The 24,542-nt window shown below is 38.2% G+C and carries 21 protein-coding genes; 14 read left to right on the top strand and 7 right to left on the bottom strand.

Annotated elements, in window-relative coordinates:
• Window positions 1–258 precede the first annotated feature (258 nt).
• From BKM32_RS11975 to BKM32_RS11985, 3 genes are read left to right on the top strand one after another with little or no spacing between them, the layout of a single operon-like run.
• Window positions 259–1,611 (top strand): tyrosine-type recombinase/integrase, encoded by a 1,353-nt coding sequence (locus tag BKM32_RS11975; RefSeq protein ID WP_076664017.1) that lies wholly within the window; start codon window positions 259–261, stop codon window positions 1,609–1,611.
• A gap of 2 nt (window positions 1,612–1,613) precedes the next feature.
• A complete protein-coding gene (locus BKM32_RS11980; protein WP_076664018.1) occupies window positions 1,614–2,342 on the top strand; it encodes a hypothetical protein in 729 nt (242 codons plus the stop codon).
• Between the two features lie 5 nt (window positions 2,343–2,347).
• On the top strand, window positions 2,348–2,875 hold the full coding sequence (locus BKM32_RS11985) for a hypothetical protein (protein ID WP_076664019.1): 528 nt from the start codon (window positions 2,348–2,350) through the stop codon (window positions 2,873–2,875).
• Between the two features lie 228 nt (window positions 2,876–3,103).
• Here BKM32_RS11985 and BKM32_RS11990 read toward each other — a convergent pair whose 3' ends face one another.
• From BKM32_RS11990 to BKM32_RS12000, 3 genes are all read right to left on the bottom strand, one after another.
• Window positions 3,104–3,865 carry a hypothetical protein gene (locus BKM32_RS11990; RefSeq protein WP_076664020.1) on the bottom strand — a complete coding sequence of 254 codons (762 nt, stop codon included), beginning with the start codon at window positions 3,863–3,865 and terminating at the stop codon, window positions 3,104–3,106.
• Window positions 3,866–3,930: 65 nt separating this feature from the next.
• Entirely contained in the window at window positions 3,931–4,998 is a 1,068-nt protein-coding gene (locus BKM32_RS11995) for a leucine-rich repeat domain-containing protein (RefSeq protein WP_076664021.1), read from the bottom strand.
• Between the two features lie 98 nt (window positions 4,999–5,096).
• On the bottom strand, window positions 5,097–8,288 hold the full coding sequence (locus tag BKM32_RS12000; protein WP_076664022.1) for an MORN repeat-containing protein: 3,192 nt from the start codon (window positions 8,286–8,288) through the stop codon (window positions 5,097–5,099).
• Window positions 8,289–8,523: 235 nt separating this feature from the next.
• Between BKM32_RS12000 and BKM32_RS12005 the strand changes: the two genes are divergently transcribed.
• The 3 genes from BKM32_RS12005 (at window position 8,524) to BKM32_RS12015 (ending at window position 10,315) form a co-directional block, all read left to right on the top strand.
• Window positions 8,524–8,970: a hypothetical protein gene (locus BKM32_RS12005; RefSeq protein ID WP_076664023.1), complete on the top strand. Its 447-nt coding sequence runs from the start codon at window positions 8,524–8,526 to the stop codon at window positions 8,968–8,970.
• 24 nt (window positions 8,971–8,994) lie between these two features.
• Window positions 8,995–9,432, top strand: a complete 438-nt coding sequence (locus BKM32_RS12010) for a hypothetical protein (RefSeq protein ID WP_076664024.1) — start codon at window positions 8,995–8,997, stop codon at window positions 9,430–9,432.
• Window positions 9,433–9,586: 154 nt separating this feature from the next.
• On the top strand, window positions 9,587–10,315 hold the full coding sequence (locus BKM32_RS12015; protein WP_076664025.1) for an SOS response-associated peptidase: 729 nt from the start codon (window positions 9,587–9,589) through the stop codon (window positions 10,313–10,315).
• A gap of 322 nt (window positions 10,316–10,637) precedes the next feature.
• Here BKM32_RS12015 and BKM32_RS12020 read toward each other — a convergent pair whose 3' ends face one another.
• The gene (locus BKM32_RS12020) at window positions 10,638–12,242 is read right to left on the bottom strand and encodes a glycoside hydrolase family 43 protein (RefSeq protein ID WP_076664026.1); all 1,605 of its coding nucleotides are present in this window, start codon (window positions 12,240–12,242) and stop codon (window positions 10,638–10,640) included.
• 157 nt (window positions 12,243–12,399) lie between these two features.
• On the opposite strand from BKM32_RS12020, the gene BKM32_RS12025 reads away from it, so the two are divergent.
• The 6 genes from BKM32_RS12025 to BKM32_RS12050 all read left to right on the top strand — a co-directional run bounded on the left by BKM32_RS12025 (window position 12,400) and on the right by BKM32_RS12050 (window position 16,106).
• Window positions 12,400–13,278, top strand: coding sequence for an AraC family transcriptional regulator (locus BKM32_RS12025; RefSeq protein ID WP_076664027.1), 879 nt, complete (start codon window positions 12,400–12,402; stop codon window positions 13,276–13,278).
• Window positions 13,279–13,362: 84 nt separating this feature from the next.
• Window positions 13,363–13,944 (top strand): sugar O-acetyltransferase, encoded by a 582-nt coding sequence (locus tag BKM32_RS12030; RefSeq protein WP_076664028.1) that lies wholly within the window; start codon window positions 13,363–13,365, stop codon window positions 13,942–13,944.
• A gap of 97 nt (window positions 13,945–14,041) precedes the next feature.
• A complete protein-coding gene (locus BKM32_RS12035) occupies window positions 14,042–15,001 on the top strand; it encodes an alpha/beta hydrolase (RefSeq protein WP_253187458.1) in 960 nt (319 codons plus the stop codon).
• 43 nt (window positions 15,002–15,044) lie between these two features.
• Window positions 15,045–15,464, top strand: coding sequence for a cupin domain-containing protein (locus BKM32_RS12040; RefSeq protein WP_253187459.1), 420 nt, complete (start codon window positions 15,045–15,047; stop codon window positions 15,462–15,464).
• 11 nt (window positions 15,465–15,475) lie between these two features.
• Window positions 15,476–15,874, top strand: coding sequence for a cupin domain-containing protein (locus tag BKM32_RS12045; protein ID WP_076664031.1), 399 nt, complete (start codon window positions 15,476–15,478; stop codon window positions 15,872–15,874).
• Between the two features lie 4 nt (window positions 15,875–15,878).
• On the top strand, window positions 15,879–16,106 hold the full coding sequence (locus BKM32_RS12050; protein ID WP_076664032.1) for a tautomerase family protein: 228 nt from the start codon (window positions 15,879–15,881) through the stop codon (window positions 16,104–16,106).
• Window positions 16,107–16,212: 106 nt separating this feature from the next.
• On the opposite strand, the gene BKM32_RS12055 is transcribed toward BKM32_RS12050, so the two are convergent.
• Together BKM32_RS12055 and BKM32_RS12060 are read right to left on the bottom strand one after the other, a co-directional pair.
• Window positions 16,213–18,021 carry a glycoside hydrolase family 2 protein gene (locus BKM32_RS12055; RefSeq protein ID WP_076664033.1) on the bottom strand — a complete coding sequence of 603 codons (1,809 nt, stop codon included), beginning with the start codon at window positions 18,019–18,021 and terminating at the stop codon, window positions 16,213–16,215.
• A gap of 131 nt (window positions 18,022–18,152) precedes the next feature.
• Window positions 18,153–19,667 carry a family 43 glycosylhydrolase gene (locus tag BKM32_RS12060; protein WP_076664454.1) on the bottom strand — a complete coding sequence of 505 codons (1,515 nt, stop codon included), beginning with the start codon at window positions 19,665–19,667 and terminating at the stop codon, window positions 18,153–18,155.
• A gap of 276 nt (window positions 19,668–19,943) precedes the next feature.
• Here BKM32_RS12060 and BKM32_RS12065 point away from each other — a divergent pair, with 276 nt between their 5' ends.
• Complete coding sequence (locus BKM32_RS12065; RefSeq protein WP_076664034.1) at window positions 19,944–23,039, top strand: glycoside hydrolase family 2 TIM barrel-domain containing protein; 3,096 nt, start codon at window positions 19,944–19,946, stop codon at window positions 23,037–23,039.
• 415 nt (window positions 23,040–23,454) lie between these two features.
• On the opposite strand, the gene BKM32_RS12070 is transcribed toward BKM32_RS12065, so the two are convergent.
• A complete protein-coding gene (locus BKM32_RS12070; protein ID WP_253187460.1) occupies window positions 23,455–23,853 on the bottom strand; it encodes a thioredoxin fold domain-containing protein in 399 nt (132 codons plus the stop codon).
• Between the two features lie 385 nt (window positions 23,854–24,238).
• Here BKM32_RS12070 and BKM32_RS12075 point away from each other — a divergent pair, with 385 nt between their 5' ends.
• A complete protein-coding gene (locus tag BKM32_RS12075; RefSeq protein ID WP_076664035.1) occupies window positions 24,239–24,415 on the top strand; it encodes a histone H1 in 177 nt (58 codons plus the stop codon).
• Window positions 24,416–24,542: the final 127 nt, after the last annotated feature.

Consider the following 24,542-nt stretch of genomic DNA (forward strand, 5'->3'; position numbering starts at 1 on the left):
GAAAATCAACCGAAAAAAGGTCAACCTATTTCAGTATAATACAAGGTTGAATTTTTATGCATATCTTTGATGAAATTTGATATAAACCAGAGTACACGATTGCGTACACGGTTTAGCAAAAAATAGCATCAATAGCGCTAAAATTCGGGGCAGTTTTCAAACTCATAACCCGAAGGTCACTGGTTCGAGTCCAGTTCCCGCTACAAAGGACAAAAGTCAAGTATAACAAACGGTTTGGAGTTGCCAAACCGTTTTTTTATGCCTAATTTTACCGACCTTGTCAACAATGCATATGAAAGTGCATATGGAAATGCATATGATTTGTCCTTGAAAAAAAAGTATTCCAAACCCAAAATCTACACAGCAAAAGGCGACCTCAAGAAAAGATGGTATGTCTATTTTTCCTATCGAGATCCCCAATCTGGGAAGCTCAAAATGCAGACCCCGTTTTATGGCGATGCCAATAAGTATAAGACCAAGGAAGAGCGCTTGGCAGCTTTGGGAATTTACAGTAAAGTCATCAGCAAACTTTTATCGGAAGGCTACAATCCCTATGAGGACAATACCGAGCGTTTCTATGCAAGTGAAGATGGCAAAGAAGCTGTAGTAAATAAAGAGCCAATCCCAGAAGTGAAAGAGGAAACGGTAAAAACTGTTTTGCCTGTAGAAGTCCCTCAAGCTACTGAAGAGGTCAAAGAGACCGAAATAGGTGAGGGGTTCATAGAGGCCCTTGATTTTGATCTGAACCTAAAGAAGCGTTTGCTACGGGAGAGCAGTTTGAGGTCTTATGAGAACCATCTGAGTGTGTTCAGGAGATGGGTTGGGGAGAATCATCCCAAACTCAAATATATTGCCCAACTCGATAAGAAGGTTGTTCTGGAGTTTTTGAATGATGTACTCGATAGAACCTCTGCCAGAAACTATAACAATTACAGGGCGAGTTTGAGCAGTATGATGGGAACCCTTGAAAGCAACGATAAGGTGATGAACAATTTTGTAAAGAACATCAAAAAGCTCAAAACAGACCCCAAAAGGAACAAAACCTATAGCAGGGAAGAACAGGAGGGGATATTCCAATATCTTGAAGACAACGATCCATTGTTGCTCCATTTTATCAAGTTTGTTTCCTATAGTTTTATGCGCCCAATAGAGGTGTGTAGATTAAAAGTTGGTGATCTTGACCTGAAGAACAAGACCCTTAGCTTTAAGGCTAAAAACAGTCCCTTAAAAACAAAGATCATCCCTGATATACTCATTGATGAACTGCCTGACCTTTCCAGCCTAAAAAAGAAGGATTCACTGTTTACTCCCAATGGGATGGGAGGTGTTTGGGATATCACTCCCGACCAAAAGAGAGGTTATTTTACCAAACGCTTCAAGAAGGTTGTTAAGGATGAGTTTGGTTTTGATGAAGACTATGGAATCTATAGCTTCAGGCATACCTTTATTACGAAACTATACAGACAAATGTCCCAAAAGACAAATCCACATACTGCAAAGGGGAATCTAATGTTGATTACAGGGCATACCTCTATGGCTGCTCTTGAAAAATATTTAAGGGATATTGATGCCGAACTGCCAAGTGATTATTCAGAAATGTTAAAGAATTAAATATGCAGGGTGTACAGTCTATGGAAGATATCCTTTTGGATCTTGGAAAAAATCTTCTAAGGTCTTTGGTGTTTTATTTGCCAAAGAATCTCTCGGAGTATTTGGATGAAGAAGGAAAGGGGCTTTGGGAGGACCATGCCAATAAATTGATCTTGATAGAAAACAATGGCTCGAACTATTTTGTAGAAGATAAACTGGCCTGTTACCACATCATGTCCAAATCCATGTTGCTCAGTGATAATCTGTTCAAGTTAATGGAACTGAAAGGTGAGCTTGGGGAAGAGAGCCTGGGCTATCTTTTGAAGAAGTATGGGCAACAGGTTGAGGGCTGTGTATTGATGAGCCAATGGTTTCTTGACAATTGGCAGCGTGATATCCCTGAAATCACCAAGGATCAACAGAGGGCGATAGCATTTCAGCTCAAGAGTTTTCAGGATCATTTTGAAGAGTTCAAATCCCATTTTGGAAGTTATGTCATGGATAAGAATGATATAAATGAACTTCGTCGTGAAGCTATAGAGAGATGGAAGGAACAATTGGTTCAAAACAAAACGCCAATAGTAGTGCCAGCATTGCCTCCAAAGGAGCCCGAGAAAGTTACAAAAAATGATGAGAGGAAACAGCGTTTGGACAAGGTGAAAGAGCGAGCGATGCTCAATGCAAAAGAACAGATACTCGCCCAAATCTTCAAAGTTAAATTTAGGGAGGAAACCACCGATATACCCAATTAAGATATATGGCTAAAAAGAAAAAGATTCAAAACGAAGAAGAGAGCTTAAATTTTAGAATTCCAAAAGAACTCAAGGCAACAATAGTGTCACGAGCTGAAAAACGTAATATCACCGTTTCCAAATATGTTAGGGAGGTATTGCAGCAGGTTCATGATGGAACCTATTGTGAAGAGGAGTTCGGGAAATTTGAGCGGGAAGATTTTCTGTTTTCAAAGGAATTCATTCAGCTCATCATTTGGATGTATAGCTTGCGTATTGATAGGAGCGTAAAGGAAAATCGGGAGCAGGTTGAAACGTATATAGCCACGTTAAAGAAAGTTGGTGATCATGTGTCCGATGAATTGAGTGCGGAATTCGATAAGGTATTGCTAGAGCTTTTGGAACTTAAAAAGAAAGACACATGGACTTATCAAAGCTATTATTTTTCGGACTCGGGCTCTGGTTCAAGTAAATTTAATTTTAGTGTGTTGGAATCCTTTTTCTTAAACGAGGGATGGATAAGAACCTTCACTATTGATATGAGTAGAAGCTAAATTTTGTCTCAGATTTTTTTGTGATAATTCCTGTGATATTTTTGTGATAAAAAATTATCACAAAAATATTTTTTGTTTTTTGAACTGTTGATTATGTCTCAAAAGCCTTGTAAAATGGAATAAATTGAATGTCAATGTTCAAAATTGAATTGTTGCAATGGTTTATTTTTTGTGATACAAAATGTTTTTATGGAAAGGTTAATTTGAAAGCTCTCTTATTTAAAATCTTTAGTTGTCACTCCAATGGGGATTTCCAAATTCAAACCAATCCGTAGGAGGGATGGAGGAGCCGTCCGTATTCATTGGAGTAAATCTAACCTTATATTTACTGAATCTATCGAACTCGAATGCGCCTCCACACATGCCATGTCCCACCAGTAGTTTGTTATTTCTGTTTGTAATGTAGTAGGTACTAGTTCTAGTGGTAGTTAGATTGACAACTTCCGTTTTAAACCATATTTCGGATCTTGAATTATGCTGCAGACTGAAAATTGCATTTACAGAAGGGCCGCAACCAAGTTGTTTGACTTCTGTTTTTTCAAATGCAATATTGAGATTTATATCTAAGGGGTCGCATGCTGTAATCTCTCTAGTGATCCAATGTACTTTTTCTGTCCTTTTTGTATCGGGATACCATTGTGTGAAAAACTCATCTTCGCCAGTAGTGTTTGGTTTTTTTAGGTAGTAAATGGTGTTGGGGCTTAGTTGCTTTTCTGGTTTGAAGAGGGCTTGGGTGAGGCCTTTCTGCCCTTCTAGGATTTTTTGAAGTTTTAACTCTACTAAATCTCCGTTTTCACTTAGCAAGAAGACTTTTTGTTTTTTAAACTCAAGAATTTGCTTTTGACTTTTAGCATAGCCTTGTATCATAAACATGGAGCTCATGCTGATTTCCTTTTGCGATGGAAAAAATTGAAATCCTCCATCTGTGCATTTTGCAAAAGCCGTTTGTACCATTAAAAGGGAAAGTAAAATAAGTAGGTGCTTTTGCATTTCTGTTGTTGTTAAATGGGGTTCTAATACGTAGTTCTGTTAGTTTTGGATAGGAATGATGATGGCTAAAAAGTGTAATATATATAATACTTGTCTAGCCATTCAACCAGCCATTTAGGTTGATTGATAGTTATAGGATTGTCATAAAAAAAGAATTCTTCAACCTTAGTTAACTTGGCGATGGATTGGGGTAATGTTTCCAACTCATTTTTAATAAAACTTGCTTTTTTTAATGAGGTTAAATCTCCTAAGTCCTTAGGGAGTTCTTTCAAGTTGTTTTCTGGCACCCATAAAATTTCAAGACGCTCCAAATCCACAATGTCCTTAGGTAAATAAGTAAACTGGTTGGCTCCCAAATACAGTTCCTTAAGGTTCTTTAGGTTGCCAAAACCTTTGGGTAGTTCTGAGAGCTTGTTCGATGACAGGATAAGAATTTCCAAATTGCTTAGTTTGGAAAAACTTGTAGGCAATCGTTCTAATTTATTTTCCCCTAAATGCAGTTCTTTGAGATTGTTCAATTGCCCAAACGATTTTGGTAATTGGGTGAGGTTATTGGCTGTATAGCCTCCCAGCTTTAAGATTGTTAGGTTCTGTAGTTTGCTGATTTCATTAGGCAGTGCGTTTAAGCCGTTGTTTTCCATATCCAAATACGCTAACTGCTTAAACTCTAGTACGGCCATTGGAAATGTCTCAAAACGATTATCACTAATATCTAAGTATGATAAGGGAATAGCAGTAGGGAAGGTACTTGGTAGGACTTCAAAATTATTCCCGCTTATGGTGAGTTTTTCAAGATTTTTAAATTGTTGAAGTTGTAAAAACACCTGCTCCCAATCCAGTTCTGGGGCTCCAATAATTTTAAGCTCTTTTAGGTGTTTCAAATTGGAAAAACTATCAGGTAGCTTTGTCAGGCCTGCAAGTTTTCCATTACCAAGGTATAAGGAGGTGAGCGAATCAAAGATCCCTATTTGTTCAAACTGTTCAGGAGTATAGTCTGTGCTAAACGTAAGATCCAAAGTAAACACCTCTTTGGGATGTTCTAAAGCAAACCAAAGGTTTTCAAAGGTATCATCTTTTTGAGCCTTTGCTTGAAGGCTCAAAAAGATAGTGATAAGGAACATTAGGTTTTTCATGGTTTTAAATCGGGTTAGGGTAAAATTGATTTTCTATAATGATAGAAAAATGTCCCACATTCCATCATTGTAGCATCTTATGTTTGTGCTAATAACTATTAGCCTTGTTTTTTTCCATTCTTCCACTCACCTTTATAAACTTCTCCGTTTGCATAGGTCATTGTTCCAAAGCCATTTCTCTTTCCATCTTTCCATTCTCCTTCATATACATTTCCATTTGAATATTCCATGGTGCCCTTTCCGTGCATTTGGTGTTTTTTCCATTCACCTGTATAAATATTTCCATTTGGATAACTCATAGTTCCTTTCCCTTCCTTATAATCGTTTTTAAATTCACCATCGTACATAAACCTTTCAAAACCGGAGTATTTTAGAAGCCTTCCATTCCCGTGACGTAGACCTTTATGGGATTCACCTGCATAAATAAATCTATGAAGTGTATTAAATCTACTTACTCTAATCAACCCCCCATTAATATTTTTATTGTGTTCTATATCAAGTCCATCTTTGCTACAGCTAATTTTAATGTATTGATAATCACTAGTAGCTTTGCCTTTATAGTTTCCCGGAGTCCATAAAGGAGAAGATTTAACTGTTTCTAATATTTTATTTGTTAATTTATCATCAACATAGGTCTCACCCCCCGCTTCAATTGAATAATCTTTAGAATGTTTTTTTATTTTTAATTTTCCTTGTTCATCTATGGTAACCCAGAGACTAATGTCAATTACTCCTGCCTTTGGCCTATATGTGATGTGAGCGAGTTTTTTTTTTAACCAGTTTTCAAAGTTTAGAGAGTCTAATAATCGAGCTCCAGTGAAAATTAGGTTTTCTTCTAGCATCACACCATTTTCCCAATAGCTTTCATAAATATTCCCATCCGTAGGTAATTTATACCCCCAGTAGTCTCGCTTATCTTTTTTCCACTCCCCTATATATAAATCTCCGTTCGAATTTCTCATTATCCCTATTCCACTTCTTTTTCCCGCTCTCCATAGGCCTTCGAATACAGAACCATTTGCATAGGTCATTGTTCCTTCGCCACTTTTCTTATCATTTGCCCACTCTCCTTGATAAACATTTCCGTTTGAGTATTCCATTGTGCCCTTTCCGTACTTTTGGTTCTTTTCCCATTTACCTTGATAAATATCTCCGTTTGAATATTTCATTGTTCCGGTAGAGTGCTGGTAACCGTCACTCCATTTACCTTCATCACTCCATTTACCTTCATAAACATCTCCATTTGAATATTTCATTATCCCTTTGCCATTTCTCCTTCCGTTTATCCATTCCCCTTCATAAATATCTCCATTTGAATATTTCATGATTCCCTTACCATTTTCAAATCCACCATTAGCCATTTCGCCTTCATAGACTCCATCATAACTGCTTCTGGTTCCTGAAATCCTTTGTCCATTCTGATATTCTCCTTGAAAAATAATATCCCCATTTTGCGATCTTAAAGTGCCCAAACCATTTTTTTTGTTGTCTTTCCATCCTCCCTCATAAACTCGTCCATCTCGGTAGGTCATTTTTCCTTGGCCGTTTCTTTCATCTTTTACCCACAAACCATTATAAACGTGTCCATAAGAAAATTTGTGGATCCCTTGTCCATCTCTATAACCTTCCACCCATTTTCCCTCATAAATACCACCGTTTTTGTACACCATTTTCCCATAGCCATGTCGCTTATAATCTTTGAAATCTCCTTCATAAAAATCACCATTTTCATAGATTTTTGTTGTGGTTCCATTTTCATATAGTTTTTGTTGAGCAATACGCAAATTATATTGCCTCTCTTTTTCTAAATTTTTAGAAACAAAGCTCTCAAACGACTCAAAGTAGAACTTACTATTGTCTATTCTAAAATCTAAAACTGAGGTTGGATCATAATTTTTATTTAGTGCATTCATGTAATTATTTAAATGCTCTTGCTTAAAGAACACTTTGGCAAAAACGCCATAGCCATTTTTGCTATATCTGCTTTTTTCTTTGATGTCATATACGTAGTTGTTGAACAAATATTGGTGGGAATTAATTTCTTTTATAGGGATAGTTATGACATCTGAACTATAAACATAGTATGCTGGTAATACATCTGTAATAAAATCATCAACAGAAGGGACATACGATTTCTGTGCTGCATTAGTATAATCATATACAGTTGACCCCGATTTAGTGGACAATTGAATTAATTGTATAAATACATTACCACTATCAAGTTGTTTCATCAATTCGTAATTTATTTCCCCTTCATATAAAATGGACAGTAAGGATCGTATTGGTTCAACTTGCCGATTTCTACGTTTTCTTTCTAGATTGACTTTTTCATAACCTGCTTCAGCCTTTGCATACTTTTCTAATGCGTTATTTTCTTGTTTGACATTTTCCTTAAAGAATTTTGAAATCGAAGTATTTAAGGATTTTTGAAGTACATCATATTCAGCATTCATTTGGTCAATATATTGCTGCGCTTTTTGAGCCCCTGTTTGCTCATAACCTGCATTGGTAGCTCTATGTCCTGAGGCAACCTTAGCATTAAGATCGGCCAGTTCCTGATTTTTTCTATCGCGCTCCGCAGCAATTTCAAGTTCTTTTAATTTTTCATTGGCCTTTCGTTCTTGTTCGGCCATATATTCATTGTGTTCGACTATTTTCTTCTGGGTTTGTTTTTCTTTTTCCTCAACTTTTTTTATTTGTTCCTCCTTTTTCTCTTTTAATAAGTCATTTTTTCTTCTTGTTTTTAATTTGTCGAGTTCTTCGAAATAACTATTGGTTAATAATAAATTTCTGAAACTAAAAGGTAAAAGGTAAAATTCTGTACTGTTCTTTATAGACAAACGATCCGCTAATTCTTGGACTTCAGTATTTGTCAAATGTGTGATATCAAACGCACCAGAACTTACACCGCGTATTGTTTTTTCAACCTCATAGAAATTATTATTACGTGATCCAAACGTAACAATTGCTTCTAAATCACTTCTGATATTACTTATTTTGATTGGAAATATTTCAGGATATAAATCTTCATAATGTTCACCATTGAATTCGAAACGGTCTATTTGATATGAGATAATTGAAAATTGTAACCGGACATCATTCTTACCTGGGTTGTTAGCTCTTACTTTTACTGTGGCGCTATAGGAATATGTCCCTTCGTTAGCTGATCTGTTGGATTCTATTACATTATTTTCTGCAGTTAGGAACTGAGCGAAGGAGATTGAAGGTAATAGAGAGAGAAAAAGGATAGTAAAAAAGTATTTGCTTTGTTTGGTCAGAAAAGATTGCATTAAAATTATTGTTTAATAGTTGTACCAAATAAATTATTATTGGTTATTATAGATTGTAAGTCGATTAAGTTTGGGGAGATTCCTGGGGTTTGAGGCAAATTAACGAAATAATTCCTACAAAATAATTAATTTTCCCTAAACTTAAGGCCTTATTTATTAGAACGGTATCCGTGTTTCTACGTATTTATGGAATGCTTGGTTTTACCGGTAATTAGATAAAATCGACAGAAATACTATGCAGACACGGGATTATGACAGTTATATACAGGTTGAAGCACTTAAAGGCTTTAGGCAACTCAATGAAGAATTTACGGCTGTAATTCCTGCCCAAGAAACTAATGGTTATACCAATATGTATGCTAACAGTATAGCGGTTAGTTTTTTGCACGATATGGAAGACGAGCAGTTAAACGCCATTCACTTTTTTGAGGACCACCAGAAAACCATAATGGATACCATAACAGGACACCTTTCAAAAACCTTCGAAGCCCCCAAAAAGGCGTTGGGGCTTGATTGCATCAACATTCTAAATGAGCACAAGGATGGAATTTGCTATGTGGCCTACCGCTTTTTGGATGCGGCGGGAAATAGGTTGATTGTGAAGCTCCATAGGGATAAAATTATTGAAGGGGGAGGCTTTATGCGGAAACTATACAATTGGCTAGCAAAGTTTAAGAATTGATAATCTTTGGCTCAAACTATTTTTATGATTAAGACTAAAGAAAAAATTACTTACATACTGTTCTCTGTACTTATCTTAAGTGCCTTTTCGTGCAAAAATGCCAATACAAACAATGTTTATGCTGTTAAACCTAGTAAAGGGGAGAGTGAAATCCAATACACTAAACAACCTGAAAGAACGGTCTTTCGGAATTTAGAAGTGGACACAACAAAAATATTTGGTCTTTGGTCCCAGGATCCAACCGCTCCCTTTGCGGATTTTCACATATCGGCAACATCCTTTAATGTGGTTGATCCTGATGGAGGAGGTCTTAATCCTTATAGTTTGGAAAAAAATAAAATTACGGTATTTCATAAGGGGCTTAAGCATAAAGGCACCATTACTTATTCGGTAAATGATACGCTAAAAATAAAATGGACCGATAGTGATTTTGAAATGCTGTATGTTAGAGTTGGAAATTAATAGTTGGATGGTATTTTTAATTGCCTCCCTTCACGAAGTGCTTTTGTGTCTTTTTAATTTTCGGCCAACTTTATTTATACCGATATCGTAAACTGACTTAAGGGGGCTTCTAAGCAACGATGGTCGCAACGGTTATTTTTAGTAAATTTAAGTCATGTGTTTCCATGTTAGTACATATCAAGAGCCGGAAAATTTAGAAAGGAATTTTAAGGTAAAATTAGCTGATGAAAGCTTACGGCCTTATTTTAACCAGCCACACTATCATCACAATGGCTTTTCTCATCCCAATATGTTGGTCATTCCCCAAGAAAATTCGGCTGTCTTGGCGCCTGGGGTTTGGGGCATCGTTCCAAATGATAGAACAGTAGAGGAAATTAAACCCTATTATAAAGAATCTGTGGCCTATGGGGCTGGCTTAAATGCCCGTTCCGAAAAAGTATTCCAGCACTTTCTCTACAAGGAATCAATTATGGGAAAAAGGTGCATTATTCCTGTATCTGGCTTTTTCGAACCTCACGACCACAAAGGCAAAAAATACCCTTTTTACTTTAGGGAAAAAGAAAACAAGCCCTTGGCATTGGCAGGCCTGTATACCCTTATCGGTACCTATATTACCTTCACAATCCTAACTAGGGAAGCCTCTCCCTTGTTTGCCAAAATCCATAATAAGAAAAAACGGCAACCATTGATACTCGAAGCCGATTATGCTCATAACTGGCTGTCTATGGACCTTACTCAATCCGACATCAAGGACATAATTAACTATACTTTTCCGGAAGAGCGCCTCGATGCCTATTCGGTGAGCAAAGACCTCTTCAGCCCAAAAGTGGATAGCGATGTGCCTGGTATTATTGAAAAAGTCGAGTATACGGAACTCGCTTAAAAACATTATGGGATAGGTAGGGGGCGTAATAATTCCTGTGATATTTTTGTGATAAAAAATTATCACAAAAATATTTTTTGTTTTTTGAACTGTTGATTTACTCTCAAAGGCCTTGCAAAATGGCCATAGTTATCTGTTGGTGTTCAAATTTGAACTGTTGCAACAGTTTAATTATTTGTGATACAATATGGTTATTGTATTGTTGAGTTTTGATGGGTTCTATTTAGGTTTCATTTGAGACAATAGGAAAATGAAACGCGCCCAACAGGAGCAGCTTTTCTATGACATACACTCTTAGTATTACACGCTAACGTCGTGACGTTTATTTCCCCTCATAATAAAACCAATCATAAACCGCTTTGTTTTTGGAGGCCTTGCCATTGCTGGTAGCATACATGCCTATCCCTGGGCCATTAAACATGGCATTTCCTTGAAGGTCTGCAATCACAATTAGGTTTTGTTTGTCTCCAATAGGTTTTAGGGCGTCTAGAGTTTCTCCATAGCTAAATTGAATGTCCAAATCGTTGCTTTCTACATGGAAATAGACTTCTTTGTTTTTATAAGGGATACGGGCTATTTCGGTTTGTTCACCTTTAAAAGCCTTGGTCAATACTAAGGAATTCTTGTCTTTTAAAAGGTTGAAGTGATTTTCATTGGTTCTGTATACTGTTAAACCTGCCTGTTCATTGGTTTGGGAAGTTTTAAAAGTCATCTTGGTGGAGGCTTCAAATTTATGGTGTTCAATGCGCTGTACCAAAATGGAAGAGTTGACAAGGCTGTCCATAACTTCCTTGCGTAAATTTAGGTTTACTGCTCCCTTTTCTACAGTGTAAAAGGGCTCTTTAGGTATGCGAATGGTACACCATTTTAGATCCAGTTTGTCACCATTAAATTCGTCCTTGGCAGGTTGTTTTTCAAAAGGGGTCCAAGGTAAATTGGGGCGGGTTTGTGTCATGAGTACTTTGCCTTCCCCTGGATTAAATACAGGCGTTTGCTCATCAAATTCTACTTTGGCCAAAAAGGTTTCTCTAGCAAGGGTGGTTAAACGGTCAAGACGACGTTTGCCTAGCATCACACACCACCATTCGCCGTTTTGGGTCTGTACCAAATCGCCATGTCCAATAGCATGCACAGGGTAATCCTGTCCTAAATGGCGGTGACTCAACACTGGGTTGATATAATCTGTGGTGTAGGGACCAAATACAGAATCGCTGTGGTGTACGGTAAGGGCGTGGTAAATACCTGTGCCTCCTTCAGAAATCATTAAGAGGTATTTGCCGTTTATTTTATATAGATGTGGTCCTTCGGAATAGGAGGCATTGTTGGCATGGCCGTAGGTAGCGTTATGGCGTTCGCCTACCAATTTCTTTTGTTGTAAATCCAGTTCTTGGGTAAAAATAACCCCTTGGTCTTTCCATTCTGGAATTTCGGCACCTACCACTCCTGTATAATAACATTTGCCATCATCGTCCCACATTAACGAAGGGTCAATGCCATCGGCTTCAGGCAGCCAATTAGGATCGGACCATGGCCCTGCAGGATTGGTCGCGGTTACATAGAAGTTCATCCCGCAACCTACACAAGTATTGATGATATAAAACACACCATCGTGATGCCTAATGGTAGCAGCAAACAGGCCAAGCATATCTGGTAACTTATCGAAATTCATTTGACCTGGGCGGTCAATAGCATGCCCAATAAGTTCCCAATTTACCAAGTCCTTACTATGGTATATGGGGATGCCCGGAAACCAGACAAAGGTGGAGTTTACCAAATAATAGTCGTTACCCACCCTGCAAATGGACGGGTCGGGATGATACCCCGGAAGAATAGGGTTGTCAAAAGTGGTTGGTGCTGTTTGTCCGAAGAGGGAGAAACTAATCATTAGACTAAAAATGGCTAGTTTGATGTGGTGTAGTTTAGACATGTAATTGTATAGTGTTCATTGAATATAACAAGGGGTGAGCCTCGTTGGTTTGAACGGTTTTATGCAGTGCTAAAGGTAAGAAATCCTTATGAAGTAATAGTACAGCTTTCTTTCTGTTGTTTTAAAAAGAATAGTTTGAATTTCTTAATTTTGCAGTATGGCAGATGCAATTCAAAGATCGGTATCAGAGTTCAACAACGAACTTAAGTTAAAAGGCTTTAATGTTTTTCAGATAGAGAAGGATAGCAATGCGACAAAGGTATACAGTCGCAAGGATTTTTATAAAATCTGTTTAACCACGGGGAAGAGTATTATTCATTACTCGGATAAGAGTTATGAGGCAGATGATACTATTTTGTTCTTCGGAAATCCCCATATTCCATATTCTTGGGAGACCTTATCGACAACCTATGTAGGTTATACTTGTTTGTTTTCAGAAGAGTTTTTGAAGTTGTCCGATCGTTCGGAAAGTATCCTGCAATCCCCCTTGTTTAAACTGGGGGGAACCCCCATTTTGAAAATCTCTAAGGAACAACGTGAATTTTTAAATGCCATTTTTGAGAAAATGATTGAGGAACAGTCGTCTGACTATTCTCATAAGGATGATTTAATTAGAAATTACATCCATTTAATTATTCATGAGGCCTTAAAAATGGAGCCTTCAAAAAACTTCGAGCAGCACATGAATGCTTCCGAGCGCTTGACTACGGTGTTTTTGGAATTGTTGGAACGGCAATTCCCTGTAGAGAGCGCCGATAAACCATTGGGCTTAAAAACGGCTAAACATTTTGCAGAGAACCTTTCGGTACATGCCAATTCCTTAAATAGAGCAGTAAAAGAAGTAACAGGAAAACCTACGTCTGCCCATATTTCAGAACGGATTGCCCAAGAGGCCAAGGCTTTGTTACAACATACCAATTGGAATATAAGTGAGATTGCCTATGCGTTAGGTTTTGATTACCCTACCTACTTTAATAACTTCTTTAAAAAACAAACAGGAACCAATCCTAAGACCTTTAGGATGGAGGCTGTTTGAATTTCTTAATTTTTGGTTTGATTATCGTTAACCCCTAGGACTTCTTCAGGAGTAATTTTGTACCATAATTTTTAAATAAAGATTATGAGTGTAAAAAAGGAACCTATTAAATCCCAAAATATTTTTGACAGAATAAGGTCTGGTGAAGTGGTGTCTTTCAATGATCCAGCCTTTTATCAACTTGCAGAACAATCAGAAAGAACGATTGGTTTACTAGTAGACTTGAACGCTTCCAAATCACTTGATGATATCAGAAAGCATTTAGGTCGTATAATAGAACAAGAAGTAGATGCTTCTACTACAATTTACACACCCTTCAGTATCAATTATGGTAAAAACCTAAAATTAGGCAAGAATATCTTTATTAATCAAAATTGTCAAATGTTGGATCTGGGTGGTATAACCATTGAAGATGATGTGATGATTGGCCCTCGCGTTAATTTATTATCTGAAACCCATTCTATTGAACCTGAATTACGAGAAGCACTAATTGGTAAGCCAATTCATATTAAAAAACATGCATGGATAGGAGCTGGCGCAACTATTCTTCCAGGAGTAACTGTAGGTGAGCATTCGGTGGTTGCAGCAGGAGCAGTTGTTTCTAAAGATGTTCCAGACAGAACAGTGGTAGCAGGGATTCCAGCAAAAATTATGAAATCAATTTAAAACTAAAAAGAGAATGAAACATAAAGTATTACTCGTAGTACTTTTTATGAGTACAGTGGTATTTGGTCAAACAAAGTCAAATCAAAATTTTAAAAACATGAGTACAGCAACAGAACAGTATACGTTCAAACTGAGCGATAAGGTAATCAGAGAAAAAGTATCATTTAAAAATCGTTACGGAATTACAATTGCAGGTGATTTATATACACCTAAAAATAGAGAAGGAAAATTGGCAGCATTGGTCATTAGTGGCCCTTATGGAGCTGTTAAGGAGCAGGCTTCAGGTTTGTATGCTAACCAAATGGCAGAACGCGGATTTGTGGTGTTAGCTTTTGATCCGTCTTATACAGGAGAAAGTGGCGGAGAACCTCGTCATGTATCGTCACCAGATATCAATACGGAAGATTTCAGTGCAGCGATCGATTTTCTTGGATTGGAGGATAAGGTCGATAGAGAAAAAATAGGAATTATTGGTATTTGTGGCTTCGGAGGATTTGCGCTTAATGCTACAGCGGTAGATAAACGTGTAAAAGCCGTCGCAACAACCAGTATGTATGATATGTCCAGAGTAACCTCAAAAGGGTATTTCGACTCTATGACACCAGAGCAACGCACAGATATGTTAGAGCAACTAAGTCAACAACGTTGGGTAGATGCCGAAAACGGAACGGTTCAACTATCAGGGATGGGATTACCGGAAAAATTGGAAGGAGGAGAGCCTGAGTTTGTTCAAGGCTATTTTAACTACTACAAAACGGAACGAGGATTCCATCCAAGATCCATTAATTCAAATAGTTCGTGGACGAAAACAACGCCAATTTCTTTGATGAATATGCCAATTATGACGTATATTGAAGAGATTTCCCCAAGACCTATATTACTGATAGCTGGAGAAAATGCCCACTCGCGCTATTTTAGTGAAGATGCCTATAAAGCAGCAAAAGAACCTAAGGAATTGATGATTATTCCAGGGAAAGTACATACCGATTTATATGATCAACTGGATGTGATTCCATTTGATAAGTTGGAAGCCTTCTTTACTAAAAACCTTAAATAAAGATGAAACGATTTTTAGTCATATGTGGTGTCATGGCTTTTTTTTGAACAGCTGTGGAAGCCAAAATGAAGAGGTTCCTATTTTTCCTAAAGGGGAGAAGGGGGCAGAAAAATTCTTTACAGGAAATGCCTATAATTATGGGTTGGTGCCAATGGATTCTACCTATACCACTTTAGTTGGTAATGTGTATTTTGAGCCAGGGGCTCGTAGTAATTGGCATACACATCCTGGAGGGCAAATATTGATCATTACAGATGGTGTGGGGTACCATCAAATAGAGGGACAATCCATACAAGTAATGAAAAAAGGAGATGTGGTGAAGTGTCCTCCAAACAAAAGGCATTGGCATGGAGCAAGTCCAAATCAAGGATTGCAGCAAATGTATATAGTGCCCAATACCGAAAAAGGAATTGTAAACTGGATGGAAGCTGTGAGCGATGAACAATATCATATGAATCAATAAAATAACCTATCATGAAAATTTATAAAAACGGAGATATCCCATCCATGAAAGGACCAGATGCTTGGTTTACAGGAGAGGTCATTGTAGATCCCTTATATCAAAATATTGAAAACGTCACCAAAGGTGCCGCAGCGCTTGTAACCTTTGCGCCAGGGGCAAGAACGGCATGGCACACACACCCAGCTGGACAAACCTTGATTGTGCAAACTGGATTGGGGTGGATTCAAAAAGAAGGTGGGCCAATAGAGGAAATTCGCCCTGGTGATATCGTGTATTTTGAGCCGAACGAAAAACATTGGCATGGAGCATCGGCAACCAAAGCTATGAGCCATATAGCCATTCAAGAGGAAGTAAATGGAGAGGTAGTGGCATGGATGGAAAAGGTTTCGGACGAGCAATACTCAAAATAGAACGATGCCACATATTCAAGTAAAATTGCTTTCAGGTAAAAGTGAGGAACAAAAGCGGGAATTAACCAAAGCGCTTATGGAAGCAGCGCAAAGTGTTATTGGTTATGGAGACAAATCCTATTCGGTAAGTATTGAAGATTTTTCACTTCAAACTTGGAAAGATGATGTGTGCCCAAATGATATCCTGGGTAATCAAGACATATTATATAAAAAACCGGGGTATAAGATGTAATCGAAATTAAAGTTTCGGAAATAAATATAGCTTCGTATAAAACAAAAAACCGATTGCTTCGAAATCTTGGCAATCGGTTTTTTTTTTTGTCTTTAAGAGAGCAATTTTACTTTCTTGAGTAATATTCTTTAAGTACATAAAAAGCTTTCTTTTTGATTCCTTTTTCAGAGATTAAACCTTTGCGGTTCCAGCCATCCTGAATACCGGGTAATTGTCTTAAAGGTGACATGTAGTCTACTAATATCCAAGGGGTCATTCCAACCATGCCGTCAATTTTGTCAAACATGGCGATGCTTTCTTTGTAAAGGTCTTCTTGGAATTCTTCACTCCAGCGGGTACGTTTATCTCCATGAAACCCTTGTAGCGCACCACCGCCAAACTCACTAATAATGATTGGTTTTTCAAATCCAGAGGTAAAGGATTTGGTTCTGCAAGCCTCAGGCAATCCGCCGTACCATCCCAAATATTCGTTGATGCTCAAAATGTCTAACTTTTCAATAAGTGGATCGTTGTAGGTGTAAACGCTATCCGGGTGCCCGTCTAATTCTTGGTCTTTTTTAATGGCTGCCGAAATCAATCTGGTTTGGTCAATGCCTCTAATGTAATCGGCCATTTCAGATAGGAATTCATTTCTTGAAGGGATAGGTGCTGTTTCGTTGGCAATGGACCAAATGATAGAACTCGCGCGGTTGTAATCACGGTTGATCATTTCGGCATATTGAGCCTTGGCTTTTTTGAGCACTTCAGGGTTTTCCCATTGAATTCCCCAATATAAAGGCAATTCTTCCCAAAGTAAGATTCCTAATTTATCGGCCAGTCTCACCAATTTTTCTTGATGTGGGTAATGTGCCAATCGTATGAAATTGCAACCAAGTTCCTGTGCCCATCCCAAAACCAGTTCCGCATCTTCAATGGAGTTGGCACGATCCTTTCTAAGTGGGTTTTCATCGTGTAAACAAATCCCTTTTAAAAACACAGGTTTTCCGTTTAGCAGGATTTCTTTGCCTCTGGTTTCAATGGTTCTAAAACCAATCTCGTCATTGATACTGTCTTCACCAGCTTTAATGGTGATGTTGTATAATTTAGGAGTCTCAGGCGACCATAGTTCCAAGTTTTTAACGTTCACTTGAAAGTTGGTTGCTCCTTTTGGGTTAACATCAATTTCTTGGTCTATTTTTAATTCAGGAATAAGGATGCGGGCCTTTTTGGGTAAAGAGGTACCGGTAAGTTCCAGTTTCCCATTGATATGCTTAGTTTTTTGATCGAGGGAGCTTCGATCCAACGATAGAAAATAGTTGTTGATAAACGTATTGGGTACTTCAATAAGTTTGACACCTCTCGTAATTCCTCCATAGTTGTACCAATCATGTACTTTGGCAGGAATGTCGTCAGCATCTCGTTTGTTGTTCACGCCAATGATTAGGAAGTTGTCCTTTTCTTTCATCAAATCGGTGACTTCAAAATTGAAAGGAGTATAACCACCTTCATGTTTTCCCAATGTTTTCCCATTGAAGGTTACGGTGGCCGTTTGATTGGCTGCATCTATGTAGACAAAATAGCGTTTATTGGCAGAAAGGTCTGGTTTGTCAAATGTTTTTCTGTACCAAATGGCCGCTTCAAAATATTCCAATTCGGGCTTTTGGGTATTCCAGCTTCCGGGTACATATAATGTTCTGCCTTCAGTAAAGCCATACTCCACACGGCCTGTTTTGTCAGTAGGTTCGTAGTTGTCGGAAATGGCTCGACCTCCCATACCGCCAGTTTCGTAGGGATCTAGGATATAATTCCATTTTCCGTTGAGGTCTGTAAAGGTTCGGTTTTCTGTATTTGAAATAAAGGTGTTTTGGGCCTGTTGTGCAACTGTCCATAGACATAGGATCAAGGCCATGGGAAGTAATAAATGTTTTTGTGACATTGAAATTTTAGTAATTGGTATTGTATCGAATAAGATCTTGCTGCAAGATTGGAAAAATAAAAACGATTTACAATTTGTAGATTTCCAATAATAAAAAAGCGCAGATTAATTAACCTGCGCTTTTCCATTGTCTATTTGATTGGAGTATATACAAAATTCTTGAAGCGCACATTGCCTTCTCCCATGGAGCACAGGCCAATTCTAAGTCCCATGAAACCACTTAGGACATTGTGGTGGTAGGCAGTGGCATCGAATGAGTTTTCAATTTTAAGCCATTCCTTACCGTCCAAACTGTAGTACATATCTACTAAGTTATTTGTGTTTTTCAAGCGGAGGTAGACATGCCTAGTGTGAACCTGTTTTTCGGTTTCAAACTGCCAGCCTCTAAGGTTAGCCAATACATTTTCTTTGTCGGCAAGAATTCCCGAAAAAGCATTTTCGTTGTAGAACAACACCAAGCCACCTATGGCATCTCCTTCAATTTCCAATTCTACGTCTGCAGTATACGAATGGTTGGCAGGCATGGTAAGCAAAGGGGAGCAATTGGCAACACCATTGCCTTTACCTTTAACTTCTAAGCTGTTGTCGATAAACTGATACCTGTTGGTGTCAGATCCTTTAAAGAAACTCCATTGAGGTTGCAGTTCGGGTCCTTTGAAGGTGTCGCTAAGGGTAAAGCTGTCCTTTAGCTTGTTTTTAAGTTTAGGAAGTTTGATGACTTTGTTAATTTCGATATGGTCAGGGATTTTGTACCAGCCATCTTTGGTCCATTCAATTGGGACTAACATGGTTTGGCGGCCCATATTGTAAAAACCTTTTTCGTAGCCGTGGAATAGCATATACCATTGGTCATGCCCATCTTCAAAAATCGTGGCGTGCCCCATGGACCACCATTGCTCCTCAACAGATTGCGTTCTAAGGATAGGATTGTGAGGCGCATTTTCCCATGGTCCTAAAGGGGATTTAGAACGTGCGGAAATCACCATGTGCCCAGTGGCGGGTCCAGCAGTACCACCTTCGGCAACAGTTAGATAGTAATAGTCTCCACGTTTAAACAGTTTAGGGCCTTCCATGCAGAAACATTCAATACTCCATTCGCGTGGAATTTCCCAGCCATCATACACATGTTTAGGTTCTCCTGTCACGGTAAGACCGTCTTTGGAAAGTGGTACATAACTACCGCTGCTGAAGTAGAGGTAGCGGTTGCCTTGGTCGTCGGTGATATGACCGGGGTCGATCATGGTAATTTTTAATTCTTTTGGAGCACTCCAAGGTCCTTTAATATCGTCCGCTACAATTACATAGTTGGTGTCACTTGCTGGGAAATAGATGTAATACTTGTCTTCGTATTTCACCAAATCTGGTGCCCAAACGGAACCTACATAGGTGTTCAGGGCATTGGTAACTGGTTGCCAGTTGATGAGGTCTGTGGAATGCCAGATCAAGAGGCCTGGGTAATATTCAAAGGAAGAATGTACCATGTAAAAATCATCCCCATCCCTTAAAATACTTGGGTCTGGATAATCACCAGGGAATATAGGGTTGGTGTAATATCCTTCTTGGGTTGTTTGCTTGTAACTTTGGTTTTGGGCATTTGCCGTTATAGCTGCTATGGAAAGCAATAATGCCAGCAATAATCGTTTCATGAACTTAGCTAATAAATTGATAATGTTTGATATGTTGTTTGAGATATAACTTATGGTCATATTGACTGTAAAGATACGATTTGTATTTTGGTTTTTATGTACAACTAGGACATTCTAATGGAGATTTGAGGTGTATTTTTATTCGCTTTTATTGAAATATGATGAGGTTTGGATTAGTGTCCAATAAATAAAAGTCCGATTTTTGTAAAACGATCTTCAAAGGGGCAATAGAATAGAATTAAAGCATTCAATTAATACAGTTATTATACTCAAACTATGACAAGAAAACATTTTATATGGGGCTTATTCTGTTTTGTGCAGTTCGCATTTGCACAGCAGCAGAACGAATGGGAAAATCCAAATGTAATAGACCGAAACAAGGAAGAGGGGAGAGCACATTTTGTGGTTGCTGATGCTAAAGATTCCAATAGTTCTTCCTATGTGAAAAGTTTAAATGGGAATTGGAAATTCAATGTGGTTAAAAATCCAGAGCAACGGTCTCTTGACTTTTTCGAACCTAATCTGAATGATACTTCTTGGGGCAATATAGAAGTGCCTTCCAATTGGGAATTACAGGGGTATGACATTCCTATTTATACCAATGTTACCTATCCTTTTCCAAAGAATCCGCCTTTTATTGATGGCGATTACAATCCCGTAGGATCCTACCGAAAGACCTTTACCATTCCAAAGGATTGGAAGGGGAAAGAGATCATGTTGAATTTTGAATCTATTTCGGGGTATGCACGAATTTACTTGAACGGAGAGGAAGTTGGGATGACCAAGGCTTCAAAAACTTCAGCAGAGTTTAATATTACTCCGTATGTAACGTCAGGAGATAATTTGCTGGCCGTGCAAGTAATCCGCTGGCATGATGGTAGCTATTTGGAAGATCAGGACTTTTGGCGTTTGAGTGGTATTGAACGAGATGTGTATTTACAGGCATTACCGGAAGTGACGGTTTGGGACTACTTCATCAAGGCAGGTTTAAATAATACTTACACTGATGGGATTTTGGATGCTGAAGTAGATTTTAGGGCTTTTGGTGATAAAAAAATAAAGAAGGGAGAGGTCTCTTTCATTTTGTTTGACCAGGAAGGACAAGAAGTTTTCAGGCAGACAGAAAACCTAAAGAATAGTAACAACGGAATCCACTTTAAAACGGTTTTAAAAGATGTGTATCTGTGGAGTGATGAAACTCCTTATTTGTATAAGTATGATATAGTTTGGAACCTTGGAAAGAAAGAGAAATATCGTATTTCTGGTAAAACAGGTTTTAGAAGTGTGAAGATAAAAAATGCTCAGCTTTTGGTCAATGGAAATGCCATTACAGTTTATGGAGTCAACCTTCACGAGCACCACGGAACAAAGGGGCATACGCCAGATGAAGCTACCATGAGACAGGATTTGGAATTGATGAAGCAACACAATGTCAATGCTATTAGAATGAGCCACTATCCTCATGATACCAGACTTTACGAGTTGTGCGATGAATATGGTTTATATGTAGTTGACGAGGCCAATATTGAAACCCATGGTATGGGAGCGACCTTACAGGGGTATTTTGACAAATCGGTGCATCCCGCTTATTTGCCAGAATGGGCTCCAGCACATTTGGATCGAATAAAAAGAATGGCCGAGCGTGATAAAAATTATCCGAGTATCATTTTATGGTCATTGGGGAATGAATGTGGCAATGGCCCAGTGTTCCATGAGGGCTATAAGTGGTTGAAGGCATTTGATGATACCCGTTTTGTTCAGTTTGAACAGGCAGGTGAGGAAGACAACACGGATATAGTTTGCCCAATGTATCCGGGAATAGATTATATGAAATCTTATGCCGCCGATATAACTAAAAAACGTCCCTTTATCATGTGTGAATACAGTCATGCGATGGGAAACAGTAACGGGAATTTCCAAGAGTATTTTGATATTATTGACAATAGTCCGCACATGCAAGGCGGCTTCATTTGGGATTGGGTTGACCAAGGTTTGAAGGCGGAAGAAAATGGTCAGGAATATTGGGCTTATGGCGGAGATTTAGGAGGTGAAAATCTTCAGAATGATGAAAATTTCTGTGCCAATGGTCTGGTGTCGGCCGATAGGGTTGTGCATCCAGCCATTTATGAGGTGAAAAAAGTATACCAGCCCATCAAATTTGGTTATCAGGATGGGAAAATCGCAATCTCAAATGGTTATTTCTATACCAACTTGAATCAATTTGATTTTAAGTGGGAAGTATTGAGAAATGGAGACATTGAAAAGACAGGGACTTTTAAAATAGATGGAAAACCCCAAGATAAACTCATTCAAGAAATTCAATTGCCTCAGGTAGACAATGCTGCAGAATATTTTCTGAATGTTTATGCTTTAACCAGTAAGGCTTCTAGTTTTGTGCCTGCTAATTTTGAATTGGCAAGAGAGCAATTTCAGTTAGGTGCTAATGATTTCTTTGCAAACCTATCTCAGAAAAATGCACCCAAAAAGGAATTGACTTATGCCAAAAATGGGGATGTGCTGACGTTTGAAACAGGAGCAGTAGAAGGAGCTTTTGATCTTAAAAAAGGAACCTTGACTTCCTATCACGAAAAGGGAGAAAAAGAAGTAATGCTAGCTTTTCCCGAACCTTATTTTTGGAGGGCTCCAACAGATAACGATTTTGGAAATGGTATGCCTGAGCATTTAGGAGTCTGGAAGGAAGCACATAAGATGCCTAAGGTACTATCTGTTGAAGTTGGAAAGCAAAACGAATTAGGATTGCCAATAACAGCAACCTATGAATTAGCGGGTGTTGAGGTATCCTACGTTGTTGCATATGTGATTTTGAATAGTGGAGATATTCAGGTATCGGCTTCCATCGATATGAACGGTAAAGAACTTCCTGAATTACCAAGATTTGGAATGCGTATGCAGCTTCCTGAAGAGTACTCCCAATTAAAGTATTATGGCCGTGGACCATGGGAAAATTATTCCGATAGAAAAACTGCGACATTTTTAGGAAACTACAAAAGCACTCCAGAAGATGAGTTTGTGTGGGAGTATATTCGTCCTCAAGAAAATGGATATAAAACAGATGTACGTTGGTTAACATTGGCAAATACCAATGGTACAGGGTTGAAAATTCAAGGCATGCAGCCACTTGGATTTAGTGCGCTGCCAGTGTCTACAGAGTACTTGGATCCAGGGAAAACCAAAGCGCAGCGTCACGCTACGGATGTTCATTTTGAGGATAAGGTATATCTACATGTTGATCTAAACCAAAGAGGAGTTGGAGGCGACAATAGTTGGGGAGCCTTACCTCATGATGCATATAGATTGCTAGGAAAAACATATAGTTATTCTTTTGTACTTTCTTTGAAAACAGAGAAATAAAATAAGAAGAATTAAATGTGGTAAGGGAGGATGAAATTTGTATATTCGAGTATTAAATTTTTGTTTAACAAACAACTTCAAACTATATATAAATATGCATAAGATTATGCATATGTTTTTGGAAAATGTAGTTTTTTAAACTGTTGAAAATCAATAGTTGTTAAAATGAGGGTTGGACTCATAACCCGAAGGTTACTGGTTCGAGTCCAGTTCCCGCTACTAATTGGAAATCATCAGAATAAGCAGTTTAGTTCACACTAAACTGCTTTTTTTATGTCCAATTTGAACGAATTACTTAAATTAGAACACGAAAGTGAACACGTTTTAGAACTCGATTTGCCAACCAAAAAACTATTTTCGAACCCAGAAATCCATACGGCAATAGTAATGTTTTTTCGAATAGACTCAGCCATAATTAGGAGCCAACCTTCTCCAAATTTTTAAGCATTTCGAGGAATTCCGTTTTTCCAATCTTTCCAACAGCGTAATCAAGTACCTTTCCCTCAGGATCGGTAAAAATTGTTATTGGCGTGCCTCCAATTTTATAATGCTTTACAATTTCGGCTGCATTGGGGTCGTTGATATTGATCATTACTGGTACAACTTGCGAATTGATTGCTTTCATGACTTCTTTATCCGCAAAAACTTCACGTTTCATAATTCGGCAGGGCACACACCACTCTCCAGTGAAAAATAAGAGCATGTTCTTGTTGGAATTATTGGCAAGTTCCTTTGCTGAGACCATATTGTCTACCCAGGCCACATCATTGGAAGGTACATAAAAGGAATACCATGCATAAGCAAGGGAAACCACAAGGAACGTGAGCCAGAACCATCTCTAAAACGGATGGGACTTCTTTTTTTTAATTTCTGGGGAATTGGTCGATGGATTGGCGGTGTCAATTTTTATTTGTTTCATTCGGGGTACTAATTTTAAGACTCTGTAAGCAATGGTTGGCTAAGGCATCAGTTTTGGGAAGGGGCTTGTGTAAGGTCTCCATTGTAGGATTACTTGGATTAAAGATAGGTAAAGAAAACCGACTTTCACGACAGCAGGTGATTTTTCGAAAGGTAAAACGATGTCTCCCTTCAAAAGTGATATAAATACTAGACGGTTTAAAGGCAATTAGGTGATTTATCCCTTGTATATAGCCTTTAAAGTGCTATTTTCGCCAGAATTAATTTTAAACCTTGAATCTATGAAAGAACTTTTAGAACAAATCAGCGCACAATTCGAAGCATTTTCAACTGATGCAGCAGCACAATTGGAAAATGGAAACAAAGCGGCAGGAACAAGAGCTCGTAAAGCAACTTTGGAAATGACGAAGTTAATGAAGGAGTTTCGTAAAGTGTCCTTAGAGGCTTCTAAGCAATAAGGTATCTTTAGATTAGTTGTTTTGCTGTAGTTGGTATCAACTTCGAGAACACACAAATAATAGAAAACAGCTCCATTTTTTGGAGCTGTTTTTATTTATATCATGAATTCTCAGGCTATTTAGGTTA

It is taken from the genome of Mangrovimonas sp. DI 80, assembly GCF_001975575.1.
Taxonomy (GTDB): Bacteria; Bacteroidota; Bacteroidia; order Flavobacteriales; family Flavobacteriaceae; genus Mangrovimonas_A; species Mangrovimonas_A xylaniphaga.